Below are 13854 nucleotides of genomic sequence, written 5' to 3'. Positions count from 1 at the left end.
CAAGGGCCTGGTCGCCGGGCGTCATCCAGCGGCGCGCAACCCCTGCGCCGCGCCCACTCATTCGCCCCCCACCCGCTCCTCTGCGGGCACCGGTGGCGACACCGAACCCGGTGGGTCGGTAGTGACCGGCGGCAAACCGCCCGCACCCGCAGGCCGGGGCGGCATGCCGGGCACCGGGGCCTGCTGCGGGTCGGTGCGGAACAGGCCACGAATCCAGTCACGCATGGTGCTGAGCGAGCTGTCGGGCGGTGGCGGTGGGCTGGTGTCAAACTCATCCACAAACCGGTCATTGCCGTCGATCACCTTGTTGCGAATGGCCTGCTGCATGAACTCGCCCACCATGGGCAACGCACTGCGCGCGCCCTGCCCCCAGTAGTCGCTGCGCAGCGTGATGCGCCCGTCATTGAAGCCAGCCCAGGCACCCGCCACGACGCGGGTGTGCATCAGGATGAACCAGCCATCGGTGTTGTCTTGCGTGGTGCCGGTCTTGCCCGCCACGTCGGCCTGGATGCCATAGCGCGTACGGATGGCCGTGGCCGTACCCCGGTCCACGGCACCGCGCATGGTGTTGCGCAGGGTCTGCGCTGCCCGGGGTTGGAAGACCTCTTCAGGCACGGGCTTGGCAAAGGTCTCCAGCACCTTGCCATTGCGGTCTTCGATGCTGGTGATGAGCACGGGCTCCACATAACGGCCCAGGTTCACGATGCTGCTGTAGGCCGAGATCATCTCCTTGAGCGTGACCGGGCTCGTGCCCAGCGCCAAGGAGGGCACCTCTTCCAGCTTGGACTGCCGCACGCCCAGGGCGCGCGCCACTTCGGCCACGCGGGCCGGGCCCACCTGCTGCATCACCTGTGCGGTGATGGTGTTCTTGGAGAACGCCAGGCCGTCGGCCAGTGTCATGGGCTGGTCGCTGGGCGGGCCACCATCGGTGGGGCGCCAGACGCGGCCTCCGCCCAGCGGGATTTCGACGGCGGTATCCATCAGCGTGTCTTCAGGCGTTGCTCCGTTGGCAAAAGCAGCGCCATACACAAACGGCTTGAAGGTCGAGCCTGGCTGGCGGCGCGCTGCCTGCACGTGGTCGAACGGGTCTTGCGCAAAGTCGCGGCTGCCCACCCAGGCCAGCACATGGCCGGTGACCGGGTCTTGCGCCAGAAAGCCCGCCTGCACACGCGTCTTTTCGGCGCGCAGCTTGGCCATGAAGGCAGCGTCGTCCAGCAGCGCCTTCAGCGCGTCGTCGGGCGTATCGCCCTTGTCCACGGCCGCGCGGTACTCGGCGCTCTCGCGCACCAGGGTCTGCACCAGCTCGTTCTTGGGCCCCCAGCCGTTGCGCTGTGACCAGGCAGTGTCGGCCACACCTTGCAACTGCCGACCCTGCCGCGCCACCGCCTGGTTGGCATAGGCCTGAAGGCGCGAGTCGATGGTGGTGCGGATCACCAGGCCGTCCGAATACAGGCTGTAGCCCTTACTGTCGGCCCAGTCGATGAGCTGCTTGCGCAGCTGGATCGCAAAATGCGGCGCCGGGCCCATGACCTCGGTCTGGCGTTCAAAGTTGATGCGCAGCGGGCGTTTTTGCAGGGTCTCGAACTGCTTGGCATCGAGCTTGCCGCGCTTGACCATCTGCGACAGCACCGTGTTGCGGCGGGCCTGCGCGCGCTCGGGGTTGAGCACCGGGTTGTAGTAGGCCGTGCCCTTGAGCATGCCGATCAGCGTGGCGCTTTCCAGCACGTTGAGCTTGTCGGCCGACTTGTCAAAGTAGGTGCGCGCGGCCATCTCGATGCCGTAGGCGTTGTAGAGAAACGGCACGGTGTTGAGGTAGGTCTCCAAGATTTCGTCCTTGGAATACGACGCCTCGATCTTGAGCGCGGTGATCGCTTCCTTAAGCTTGCGGGTGAGCGTGCGCGAGCGCCCGATTTCCTCCGGGAACAGGTTGCGCGCCAGCTGCTGGGTGATGGTGGAGCCGCCCTGCGGGTCGCCACGCAGCGTCAACACCACCGACGACGCCGTGCGCCGCCAGTCCAGCCCGAAGTGCTTGTAAAAGCGGTGGTCTTCGGTCGCTATCAGCGCATCAATCACGTTGGGCGAGATCTGGTTCAGCTCCACCCACTCGCGGTTGGCCCAGCGGTATTCGGCCAGCAGCTTGCCGTCGGCCGACATGAGCTGCGCAGGCAGCTCGCTCTTGGCCTTGCGGATGTCGCTGATACCGGGGGTGAAAGGCACGAGCGCCAGCGTGAACACCAGCAGCGCAGCGGGCACCGCCACCACCGTCCACAACAGCAGGCGCCGCACGGGCCGGGGAACCCAGGCCAACAGGCCCGCCATGCGGGCCCGGAAAGAAAGCAGCCACTTGTGCATCAATGAATCGCCGGGAAATAAGGGGTCGCTTCAGGACCGCCCCACCAGGGGCCGGTCAGGAAGGAAAAAGGGGATGGAGAACGCAAAAGCAGAGTCGGGCATGGTGCACCGTGCTCCGTCAGACACCTTGGCCTGCCAACAGTTCCAGCATGCCGGCTTCGTCCAGCACGGGCACGCCCAGTTCCTGGGCCTTGACCAGCTTGCTGCCGGCTTCTTCGCCCGCCACCACGTAACTGGTCTTCTTACTGACTGAGCCGGCCACCTTGGCGCCTGCGGCTTCGAGCATGTCCTTGGCCGCGTCGCGGCTCAGGGTGGGCAAGGTACCGGTCAGCACCACCGTCTTGCCCGCCAGGATCTGCGGGGCACGCTCGGCCACCGAGCCTTCGGGCCAGGTCACGCCGCAGGCACGCAGCTGCTCGACCACTTCGCGGTTGTGCGGCTGTTCAAAGAAGGTGTGGATGGCCTTGGCCACGATGGGGCCCACGTCGTTGACGGCCAGCAGCTGCTCTTCCGGCGCATCCATGATGGCGTCGAGCACTCCAAAATGCCGCGCCAGGTCCTTGGCCGTGGCCTCGCCCACATGGCGGATGCCCAGGGCAAACAAGAAGCGCGGCAGCGTGGTCTGCTTGGATTTTTCGAGCGCCGCCAGCACGTTCTGGGCCGATTTCTCGGCCATGCGCTCCAGCGCAATCAGCGAGGTCAGGCCCAGTCGGTACAGGTCGGGCAGTGTGCGGATCACGTTGGCATCCACCAGCTGGTCCACCAGCTTGTCGCCCAGGCCCTCGATGTCCATGGCGCGGCGTGCGGCAAAGTGCAGGATCGCCTCCTTGCGCTGCGCGGCGCAGAACAGGCCGCCGGTGCAGCGGTGGTTGGCCTCGCCCTTTTCGCGCACCACGGCGCTGCCGCACACAGGGCAAGCTTCGGGCATGCGGAAGTTGGGCACATAGCCCGACCTTTGCCCGGGCATCACACCCACCACCTCGGGGATCACATCGCCCGCACGGCGCACGATGACGGTGTCACCCACGCGCACGCCCTTCTTGCGGATCTCGAACAGGTTGTGCAGCGTGGCGTTGGTCACGGTGACCCCGCCCACAAACACCGGTGCCAGGCGCGCCACAGGCGTGATCTTGCCGGTGCGGCCCACCTGCACATCGATGCCTTCGATCTTGGTGGCCATCTCCTGCGCCGGGTACTTGTGCGCCACAGCCCAGCGCGGCTCGCGGGTCTTGAAGCCCAAGTCGCGCTGCAGCTGCAGGGAGTTGACCTTGTAGACGACGCCGTCGATGTCGTACGGCAGCGCATCGCGGCTGGCACCCACCTGCTGGTGAAACGCTACCAATTCAGTAGCACCCACCGCAATTTGTACCTGCGCTGCCACCGGGAAACCCCAGGATTTCAACGTCTGCAGAATCTCGAAATGCGTGCGGAACACGGGCCCACCCTCGGCAGGCGGCGTGATGGCGCCCAGGCCATAGGCAAAAAAGCTCAAGGGCCGCTGGGCGGTGATGTTGGAGTCCAGCTGGCGCACCGCACCCGCAGCCGCATTGCGTGGGTTCACAAAGGTCTTGCCGCCCTGCTCCCGCTGGCGCTCGTTCAGCGCGTCGAAGTCGGCGCGGCGCATGTAGACCTCGCCACGCACTTCGAGCACAGAAGGCACGCCGTCGGGCAAGGTCAGCGGAATCTGGCGGATGGTGCGGATGTTGTGCGTCACCTCCTCGCCCACCTCACCGTCACCGCGCGTGGCGGCCTGCACCAGGCGGCCATTTTCGTAGCGCAGGCTCATGGCCAGGCCATCGAACTTGGGTTCTGCCACGTATTCAATGGCAGGGTCGGCATCACTCAGGCCCAGCTCGCGCCGCACGCGCGCGTCAAACGCCTGGGCGCCCGTGGCCTCTGTGTCGGTTTCGGTGTGGATGCTGAGCATGGGCACCGCGTGGCGCACGGGGGCCAGGCCATCCATCACTGCACCAATCACGCGCTGCGTGGGGGAGTCGGGGGTGACCAGACCGGGGTGCGCGGCTTCGAGCGCCTGCAACTCGCGGAACACACGGTCGTATTCGGCGTCGGGCACGGTGGGCTCGTCCAGCACGTAGTACTGGTGGGCCCACTGGTTGAGCTGGTCGCGCAGCGCTTTGATCTTGATAGCTGGCTGCGCTTGATCCACGGGCGCTGGGGCCGAAAAAAGATCCAAACTCTCGGTCATGGCCGCACCAGCGCTCAGCTGAACAGGCGCCGCGCCAGCACCGACCCCGCAGACAGATCCCGCCCATCGAGCTGGTCGTACAGCAGCTCCAGGTCGGCGGCGATCGGGTCCATGGCCATGGCGGGCAGCGGGGTGCCGTTCTGGTCACACAGCACGCCGTCCATGGCCTGGCACAGTGCGGCGGCCACATCGCGCAGGCGGGCAAAGGGCTGTTCGGTGCGGTGAACCTGGGCGACATCCAGGCTCAGGGTGATGTCGCGGATGGCGGACTGGTCGGGGTCGTCGGCCAGAGCAGCCTGGGTGTCGTAGCCCAGCGTGAGCAAAGGCGGCAGGCCCTGGGTGCTGGCGGGCAGCACCAGGCGGCCAGGCATGGCGCCGGGCACAAAGCCCAGGCGGGCAGCGTTCTGCTGCACGTAGCCCGGGCTCCACGCGGCCTGGCGGGCGCGCAGCATGAACATGAGCTGGGCATCGTGGTCGCTGGCGAACTGGTCCAGCTCGCGGGCGCGGGCCACTTCCTGCAGCATGTCGGGGAAGTCGGGAGCAGCGTTGATGGCGTCGGCAAAGGCCTGGGCCTTGACCACGAACTCGGAAAACTCGATCTCGTTGAGCGCGCCCATGCGGTTGGCGAGTTGCACGCCCGCCTGGAAGGACTGGTAGCGCTGACCGGGGGCCGGGGTTTCCCACTGCTGGGTGGCTTCGTTCAGGCCTTCGATGGCAAAGGGCTTGCTGCCTGCGCGGCGGGTGGGCGGCAGTGCGGCCAGGGCCGCGTCGCCGGACACCACATGCTCGGGCTGTAGCGAGGCGATCACATCGATGAGCGGGTCCAGCCCCGGGCGGCGCTCGGGCGAAAACGGCGGCACGGGCAGTTGCAGGGCGTCGCCCGCGTCCACGGTGTGTTCCGACGGCTCCGGTCCTCGGTCCAGGCCGTGGAACTCGCCGGGGGGCATCGCACCGGCCGCGCCCGCATCAAAGCCGGGCTCCAGGCGCTGCGCGGGCTCCGCCGCCGGGTCGTGCTCAGTAGGAAGGGCGCGCTTGGGCGCGTTGCGGCGCGAGGTCCAGGTGTTGTAGGCCACGATCAGGGCCAGCACCAGGCCACCGATGATGGCCAGACTCAGTTGCAATGTGCTCATGTTTGAATGAATGGGTTCAAGCGTCCACCATCGACAAAGCGGACTCCATGTCCACCGCCACGATGCGCGACACGCCCTGCTCCTGCATGGTCACGCCGATCAGTTGCTCGGCCATTTCCATCGCGATCTTGTTGTGGCTGATGAACAAAAACTGCGTGCCCTTGCTCATACTGGACACCAGCTTGGCATAACGCTCGGTGTTGGCGTCGTCCAGCGGCGCGTCCACCTCGTCCAGAAGGCAGAACGGCGCGGGGTTGAGCTGGAAGATGGCAAACACCAGCGCAATGGCCGTGAGCGCCTTTTCACCGCCTGACAGCAGGTGGATGGTCTGGTTCTTCTTGCCGGGCGGCTGCGCCATCACCTGCACACCCGAATCCAGGATTTCGTCGCCGGTGATGATGAGCTTGGCCTGGCCGCCGCCGAACAGCTCGGGGAACATGCGGCCAAAGTGCGCGTTGACGGTGTCGAAGGTGCCCGAGAGCAGCTGGCGCGTTTCGCCGTCGATCTTGCGGATCGCGTCTTCCAGCGTGTTCATGGCCTCGGTGAGGTCGGCGGTTTGCGCATCCAGGAACACCTTGCGCTCGCTGGCGAGCTTCAATTCATCCAGCGCGGCCAGGTTGACTGCGCCCAATGCCGCAATCTCGCGGTGCAGGCGGTCGATTTCGCCCTGCAGGCCGCCGATGCGCACATTGCCTTCGTCGATGGAGCGGGCCACGGCCTCCAGGTCGGCCTGGGCGTCTTGCAGCAAGGTGGTGTACTGCTCCAGGCCCAGGCGCGCGGCCTGTTCCTTGAGCTGGAATTCGGTGATGCGCTGGCGCAGCGGGTCGAGGGCACGCTCCAGCTGCATGCGGCGTTCGTCGCTGGCTCGCAGCTTGGTCGTCAGGTCGTCGTATTCGCTGCGCTGGGCGGCCAGGGCTTTCTCGCGCTCCATCTTGAGTTCCAGCGCGGCTTGCAGGCCGCCTTGCGCGGCGGCGTCGGACAGGCGGGCGAGTTCGTCGCGCGCACGCTGCTCTTCGTCGGCCAGTGCCTTGGCCTGCTGCGTGGCGGTTTCTATAGAGCGATTCAATTCGGCACGGCGCGCCTCCAGGCTGCGCTGCGAGAACGTGGCCTCTTGCGCCTGGCGCTCCAGCGTGCGCTGCTGCTCGCGGCAGGCAGCCAGCTTGCGCTCCGCCTCGATGACTTTGTCGCCCAGCTGGGCCTCGCGCTCCTGGCTGTCGGCCAGTTGCATGTCCAGCTCTTCAAAGCGCGCCTCGGCGGCCACACGGCGCTCCTGCAGGTCGGCCAGCTGGGCCTCGACCTCAGCCAGGTCGCCGTCGATCTGTGCGCTGCGGGCGCGGGTCTGCTCGGCCAGTTGCGTCAGGCGCAGGGTCTCCACCTGCAGCTCGTGCGCACGGCTCTGGGCCTCGGTCGCTTCGCGGCGGGCGGACACCAGGCGCTGCGAGGCGTCGGCATAGGCGGCCTCGGCGCGGACTAGGGCGGTGCGCGATTCTTCGGCGATCAGGGCCTGGGCGCGCAGTTCCTTTTCAAGGTGCTCGATCTCTTGCGCGCGGGCCAACATGCCGGACTGCTCGGAGTCCTGCGCATAGAAGCTCACGCTATGAGCGCTGACGGCATGGCCCGTGGGCACAAACACCGTCTCCCCAGGTTGCAGCTGGCTGCGGCGGGCCAGGGCTTCGTCCAGCGTGGGGGCCGTGTAGCAGCCCTGTAGCCAGTCGGTGAGCACGGCGCGCAGACCCGCGTCATTGAGGCGCAGCAGATCGGACAGGCGCTGGTGCTGGGACGGCGCCTCGGGCTGGCCGGCTGCAGGCGCGCTGTAAAAGGCCAGGCGCGCTGGGGGCGCATCGTTGCCGCCGGAGCCCAGAAAACCGCGCACCATGTCCAGGCGCCCGACTTCCAGCGCGGCCAGACGCTCGCGCAGGGCGGCCTCGAGCGCGTTTTCCCAGCCGGGCTCGATGTGGATGCGGCTCCACAGGCCTTGCAGGCCATCGAGGCCGTGTTTGGCGAGCCAGGGGCGCAGCTTGCCGTCCGTCTTGACCTTTTCCTGCAGGGCCTTCAGAGCCTCCATGCGGGCCGACAGCTCGGCCTGGCGCGCGCTTTCGGCGTTCACCGCCTGCTGGCGGGCGCGGCGGTCTTCGTCCAGCTGGGGCACGGACTCCTGCAGCTCGTACAACCGTGCCTCGGTGGTTTCGGCCATCTCCTGCGCTTCTTCCAGTTGCTCGCGCAGGTTGGTCAGGCGGGCTTCATCGGGCGCAGCCAGCGCGTTGCGGTCGGTGCGCAGGCGTTCAAAGCGGGCGTCCAGCTGGCGGCTTTGTTCGTCAAAGCTGCGCTGCTCGGCGGCCAGCACGCCAATCTGCTGCTGTACCTGCACGACGCTGCTGCGCTGCTCGGCCGTGCGGGCCTGGGCCTGGCGCAAGGCTTCTTCCAGGTCGGGCAGCTGCATGGCCTGCTCTTCGACCTGGGCGGCGAGCAGTTCGGCGCGCTCTTCGGCGTCCACACCGGCACCGGCCAGGTTTTCCAGCTCCACATCGGCGTCTTCCTTGCGGGCCTGCCACTGGGCGATCTGCTCGGCCAGTTGCACCAGGCGCTGTTCCACGCGCTGGCGGCCTTCGACCACGTAGCGGATCTCGGCTTCGAGCTTGCCGACCTCGGCCGTGGCTTCGTAGAGCTTGCCCTGGGCCTGGTTGACCTGGTCACCGGCGGCGTAGTGGGCCTGGCGGATGGTTTCGAGGTCGGACTCCACGGCGCGCAGGTCGGCCATGCGCGATTCGAGGTCGTTCACGGCCTGCAGGCCATCCAGGCGCACCTTGTTCTGCTGCTCTTCGGCCTCGGCCCGCTTCAAAAACCACAGCTGGTGCTGCTTGAGCGTCGCGTCAGCATGCAGGGTGTTGTACTTGGCGGCCACCTCGGCCTGCTTTTCGAGCTTTTCGAGGTTGGCGTTCAGCTCGCGCAGGATGTCTTCCACCCGCGTGAGGTTTTCGCGCGTGTCCGACAGGCGGTTTTCGGTCTCGCGGCGGCGCTCTTTGTATTTGGAAACACCGGCGGCCTCTTCGAGGAACAGTCGCAATTCCTCAGGGCGGCTTTCGATGATGCGGCTGATGGTGCCCTGGCCGATGATGGCGTAGGCGCGGGGGCCGAGGCCGGTGCCCAGAAAAACGTCCTGCACATCGCGGCGGCGCACGGGCTGGTTGTTCAGAAAGTAGCTGCTGGTGCCATCGCGGGTGAGCACGCGGCGCACCGCGATTTCGCCAAACTGGCCCCACTGGCCGCCCGCGCGGTGGTCGGAGTTGTCGAACACCAGCTCCACACTGGCGCGGCTGGCCTGCTTGCGGGTGGTGGTGCCGCTGAAGATCACGTCCTGCATGCTCTCGCCGCGCAGCTCGCTGGCCTTGCTCTCGCCCAGCACCCAGCGCACCGCGTCCATGATGTTGGACTTGCCGCAGCCATTCGGCCCCACCACGCCGACCAGTTGCCCGGGCAGCATGAAATTGGTGGGTTCAGCGAACGACTTGAAGCCGGAGAGCTTGATCGAGGTAAGACGCACGGATCAGATGGCGGGTAGATGCAGAAGAGACGCGGCGGTCAACCAGGGCGCCGGTGCGCAGTCCCGGCGTACAACACACCGGCAGGGCCGGGTGTGGGCAAGGCCGGAATGATACCGCGCCGCCTGCCTGGCCCTGGCGCTCAAGGGCCGCTGGAGGCGCCCGCAGGCCGGTTGGCACCAAAAATCCAGCCAAATCGGCCTGATGCGCTAGTGCAATATGGCTTTATTGCTATCGATTTTGATAGCCAAAGGCGACGACCATCAAGGCAGCACACACACCTGGTTACGCCCGCCCGACTTGGCCTTGAACAGAGCTTCGTCCGCGCGGGCCACTGCCTGGGGCAGGTGCTGCAGCGCAGAGATCTCGCACGCGCCAATGGACACGGTGAGCTGCTCGGGCTCGGTGATGCCCTCCACCGCGCGACGCAGCTTTTCGGCCACCTTCAGCGCGTCGGGCAGTGCGGTCTGGGGCAGGCAGACCAGAAACTCCTCGCCGCCCCAGCGAATGATCTCGTCGCCGCGCCGCAGGGCATCGGTCAGCACCCGGGCCACTGCCTGCAGGGCCTTGTCGCCCGCATCGTGGCCAAAACGGTCGTTGATGCTCTTGAAACGGTCCAGGTCCATGAGCAGGATGGACGAAGCGGGCTCAAACAGGGAGGCCCGGTACACACGCCGGTCGATCAGGTCCACCGCGTGGCGGTTCAGCAGCCCGGTCAGCGCATCGTGGTAAGCGGCGCGCTGCAGCTCCTGGCGCTCGGCGGCCACGGTCATGAGCGAGCCGAACAGCTCGGCCAGCCCCGCAAACAGGCTCTCGCCAACCTCGTCAAAGTAGCCATCGCGGTCGGCGTACAGCACAAAGATGCCGCTGTAGCCATTGAAGGTGGAGGCAATGGGCAAGGCCAGCACATGGTGAATACCGTGGTGGCGTGCCGCCTCGCGCCAGGGGCCAAACGGGGAAAGCTGCGACACCGTGAAAGGGCCAGCAGACTTGCCCTCCAGCGTGGTAAAGGCAGGGCCGATGCGGGTGAGCAGGTTGCGCTCGATGGTCAGCGACTCGGCATAAGCGACCGCCGGGCCTGCGTACACCTGCGGGCGGATGGTCTGCGTGTCGGTGGGGCCGAACCAGGTCCACGCCAGGCGGATGTGGCTGGTGACATCCACAATGGCCTGGCACACCCCGCGGATGATCTCCAGCTCGCTGCGCCCCAGGATCAGCTTGGCAGAGCGCTTGAGCAGCATCTCGGCAATCACCGAGCGCTCGCGCTGCGCGTCAAACCCCGAGGCTACGGGGGCCTGTGGTGTGGAGGCGGACGTCGGAGACTTCTTGAAAAACATGGAAACGACAGCGGTCAAGCGCCCGCATCATAGGTGGCGCGGCCAGCCTGCGGGTGCAAAGGGTCTACGGCGTCGCGTTGCTGGCCGCACCCCTTCCCTGGCCCCGCACGCCCGGCGCAGGGCCGATGCCATCAATGGCCTCCATCCAGGGTGCCATCCAGTGCACCGTTCGTGCGGCGAACCAGTGCCTCGAACTCGGCCACGGCCACGGGCGGGCTGAGCAAAAAGCCCTGCCATGCGTGGCAGTGATGGCGCTCCAGAAACTCGCGCTGCGCCTCGGTTTCCACGCCCTCCGCGATCACGCGCAGGCCCAGGCTGGTACCCAGGGCCACCACCGTGCGCGCAATGGCGGCGTCGTTGGGGTCGGTGAGCACGTCGCGCACAAAGCTCTGGTCGATCTTGAGCTGATCCAGCGGCAGGCGCTTGAGATAGCTGAGCGATGAATAACCAGTGCCAAAGTCGTCCAGCGAAAAGCCGACACCGTAGCCTCGCAACTGGCCCATCTTGTCGATGGTGTCTTCCACGTCCTGCAGCAGCAGGCCTTCGGTCATCTCCAGCTTGAGCTGGTGGCCGTCGGCCCCTGCCCCCGCGAGTGCGGCGAGCACCTGGGCCACAAAGCCGGTCTGGTGGAACTGCCGGGGACTCACGTTGACCGCCAGGCTCAGCGTGGCCAGGTCGGGCTGCTGAGCCCACGCGGCCAGACGGCGGCAGGCCGCCTGCAGCACCCATTCGCCCAGCGGCAGGATCAGGCCGGTTTCTTCGGCCAGCGGGATGAAATGCGCGGGCGAGATGAAGCCGTCGCGCGGATGGCGCCAGCGCAGCAAGGCCTCGGCGCCGATGATGCGGCCGTGGTCGATCTGGGGCTGGTAGTACAGCTCGAACTGGCCCTGGGCCAGGCCCACGCGCATGTCCAGCTCCAGCGTGGCGCGGGCGCTGACCACGGCCTGCATCTGGGGGTCATAAAAGCGCAAGGTGTCGCGCCCCGCATTCTTGGCCTGATACAGCGCCAGGTCAGCGCGCTTGAGCAGTTCATCCACCGTCTCGCGTGTGCCGCTGTAAATGGTGACGCCCATGCTCAGCGAGCTGTGGTGCGCGTCGCCGTCGATCTGGTACGGCTCGCGCAGCACGCCCAAGATGCGCTGGCCCACGTCTTCGGCGCGTGCAGCGGCCTCTTCAGGGCTGTCGCCCAGGTCTTCCAGCACCACCACAAATTCGTCGCCGCCCTGGCGGGCCACGGTGTCGTCCTCGTGCACACAACTGCGCAGGCGGTGCGCCACCTGAAGCAGCAAGGCATCGCCCCGGTCGTGGCCCCGGGTTTCGTTCACCGTCTTGAAGTTGTCCAGGTCCAGCATCAGCAATGCTCCGCTGCGCTGGTGGCGCGCGCTCGTAGCCAGTGCCTGCTGCAGCCGGTCCATCAGCAGACGGCGGTTGGGCAAGCGGGTGAGCGGGTCGTAGTAGGCCAGCTGGTTGATCTCTTCCTCCGCCGCCTTGCGCTCGCTCAGGTCCTGCATGGTGATCAGGCGCCCACCTTCGACAAAGATGCCGGAGATCTCCACCGGCTTGTATTTGCCGTCAGCGCAGCGAATGGTGTATTCGGCCAGCGGGATGATGCCCTGGTGCGAGGTGTCCAGCAGCCGCTGGCGGATGGCCTCCCGCTCGGTGGCGTCGGGGTAGGCGCGCTGCCACCAGGTGTTGGTGTCGGGCACTTCCTCCTGCGTGTAGCCACAGATCTGCACATAGCGCGCGTTGCGAAAGCTGATGAGACCGTCGTCCTGCACCAGGCACAGGCCCATGGGCAGGCGCTCCAGGATGCTGCGCAGGCGTTGCTCGTTGGCGCGCAGGTTTTCTTCCATGCGCTTGCGGGCTGTGATGTCCTGCACCACGGCAATGTGGTAGCCCGGCGCAGAGCCCGAGGCCCACATCGACGACACGGTGAGGTCGCCCCAGACCTCGTGCCCGTCCTTGTGGATGTAGCGTTTTTCCAGCCGGTATTCGGGCACGTCGCCGCTTTGCAAACGCCGGACATGGGCCAGATCCGCCGCCAAGTCGTCGGGGTGGGTAAGGCTCTGAAAGGTCATGCCCACCAGCTCCTGGGGGGTGTAGCCCAAGATGTCGGCGTAGCGCTGGTTGGCACGCACGAACTGGCCCGTGGCCGAGTCCACCTGCGCGACCCCCACCGTGGTCTGGTTGAACAGTGCCCGAAAGCGCTCCTCGCTCTCGCGCCGCGCCTCGTCGGACAGTTGTGCGCGCACCAGCGCCAACGTGCGCTGGCGCACCAGCAGGGCCACGGTGGACGCCAGCAGCAGCGACACCAGCGCGGCGGCCAGCCCGGCCAGCCATGGCAGGCGGGTTTCAGACGGGGTGAGGAACGACCGGGTGGGGTAGAAGGTGAGCTGCCAGCGCCGGTCGTGCACCGCCAGCACACGCACCAGGGGCCGGGCCCCGGGCAGGCCAGGGGCGGTCTGCTCCAGCAAGGGGCGCACGGCGTTGTCACCCGAGTTGGGGCGCACGGGCCCCAGGTCGTCCATGGCAACGGCGATCCCGTTCAAATACCCTTGGCTGCCCAGCCCCTGCACCAGGTCATAGACCCGCAGCGTGGAGGCCACCGCACCCACAAAACGCTGCTCGGCCGTGCCAGCCGTGGGGTCGAACACCGGCACGCGGATGACGATGCCCGCGCGGTGCGAGGATTCCTGCAGCAGGTCGAACGGGGCCGACACCACGGTCTGCCCGCTGTCGCGGCTGTAGCGCATCGCCGCCAAGTTGGTGGGCTGTGCGCTGATGTCCAGTCCCAGCACGCCCTCGTTGCCAAACATCGGCCAGAGGTACTCGGCCACAAAGTATTCGGGCCGGTCACCGGGCGGGTGGATCTTGAATTGGGGCAAGCCTTCGGGGGACAGCGAGGTGTCGGCCCGCACCCGGGCCTCGTAGGCCTCGCGCTCGGGCCCGGGCACCCAGCGCGTGAAGGACAGGTTGCGCACGCCGGGGTACCGCTGGCCCACCTCCATCTCGCTGGCGGCGCGTTCAAAGTCCAGGCGCGACAGGCGCGGGTTGGCGGTGAAGAGGCCCCGCAGCCCATTGACCACCTCAGTATGGCCTGCGATGCGCTGGCTGAGTGCGTCGGAGAACGCTCTGGTTTCCTGTGTGAAGCGGGCCTCCTCAATCTGGGCCATCGACGCTGCCTGATGCTGCGCCAGCCACAGGCTCAGCACCAGGCCCAAGGCAGCCACCCCAATGCCCGCCACCCAATGCCGATAACGGCTTTGGGGCGCCTGCGCAGCCAGCGGGGA

The 13854-nt window shown here is 67.1% G+C and carries 6 protein-coding genes; all 6 read right to left on the bottom strand.

Translation table 11 applies throughout. The features are described 5' to 3' along the window. Window positions 1-57: 57 nt before the first annotated feature. The 6 genes from ACOYR4_RS10965 to ACOYR4_RS10940 all read right to left on the bottom strand — a co-directional run bounded on the left by ACOYR4_RS10965 (window position 58) and on the right by ACOYR4_RS10940 (window position 13800). Window positions 58-2352: a penicillin-binding protein 1A gene (locus tag ACOYR4_RS10965; protein WP_291446689.1), complete on the bottom strand. Its 2295-nt coding sequence runs from the start codon at window positions 2350-2352 to the stop codon at window positions 58-60. Window positions 2353-2470: 118 nt separating this feature from the next. Next, entirely contained in the window at window positions 2471-4558 is a 2088-nt protein-coding gene (ligA, locus tag ACOYR4_RS10960) for an NAD-dependent DNA ligase LigA (RefSeq protein WP_422849536.1), read from the bottom strand. A 14-nt stretch (window positions 4559-4572) separates the two neighbouring features. Further along, window positions 4573-5688 (bottom strand): cell division protein FtsZ, encoded by a 1116-nt coding sequence (locus ACOYR4_RS10955; protein ID WP_422849535.1) that lies wholly within the window; start codon window positions 5686-5688, stop codon window positions 4573-4575. A gap of 16 nt (window positions 5689-5704) precedes the next feature. Beyond that, window positions 5705-9229 (bottom strand): chromosome segregation protein SMC, encoded by a 3525-nt coding sequence (gene smc, locus ACOYR4_RS10950; protein WP_422849534.1) that lies wholly within the window; start codon window positions 9227-9229, stop codon window positions 5705-5707. A 261-nt stretch (window positions 9230-9490) separates the two neighbouring features. Then, a complete protein-coding gene (locus ACOYR4_RS10945; RefSeq protein WP_291446693.1) occupies window positions 9491-10564 on the bottom strand; it encodes a GGDEF domain-containing protein in 1074 nt (357 codons plus the stop codon). Between the two features lie 131 nt (window positions 10565-10695). After that, window positions 10696-13800, bottom strand: a complete 3105-nt coding sequence (locus ACOYR4_RS10940) for a bifunctional diguanylate cyclase/phosphodiesterase (protein ID WP_422849650.1) — start codon at window positions 13798-13800, stop codon at window positions 10696-10698. Between the last annotated feature and the right edge of the window lie 54 nt (window positions 13801-13854).

Source organism: Acidovorax sp. M14 (assembly GCF_049331375.1).
In the GTDB taxonomy this organism is placed as follows: Bacteria; Pseudomonadota; Gammaproteobacteria; order Burkholderiales; family Burkholderiaceae_C; genus Acidovorax.
This window is presented reverse-complemented; position numbering and strand designations above follow the sequence as displayed.

What these genes read in the sequence shown, in the direction of transcription:
- ACOYR4_RS10965 (WP_291446689.1), bottom strand. Translation starts at nt 2,352, where the DNA reads ATGCACAAGTGGCTGCTTTCTTTCCGGGCCCGCATGGCGGGCCTGTTG.
- ACOYR4_RS10955 (WP_422849535.1), bottom strand. Translation starts at nt 5,688, where the DNA reads ATGAGCACATTGCAACTGAGTCTGGCCATCATCGGTGGCCTGGTGCTG.
- ligA (WP_422849536.1), bottom strand. Translation starts at nt 4,558, where the DNA reads ATGACCGAGAGTTTGGATCTTTTTTCGGCCCCAGCGCCCGTGGATCAA.
- ACOYR4_RS10945 (WP_291446693.1), bottom strand. Translation starts at nt 10,564, where the DNA reads ATGTTTTTCAAGAAGTCTCCGACGTCCGCCTCCACACCACAGGCCCCC.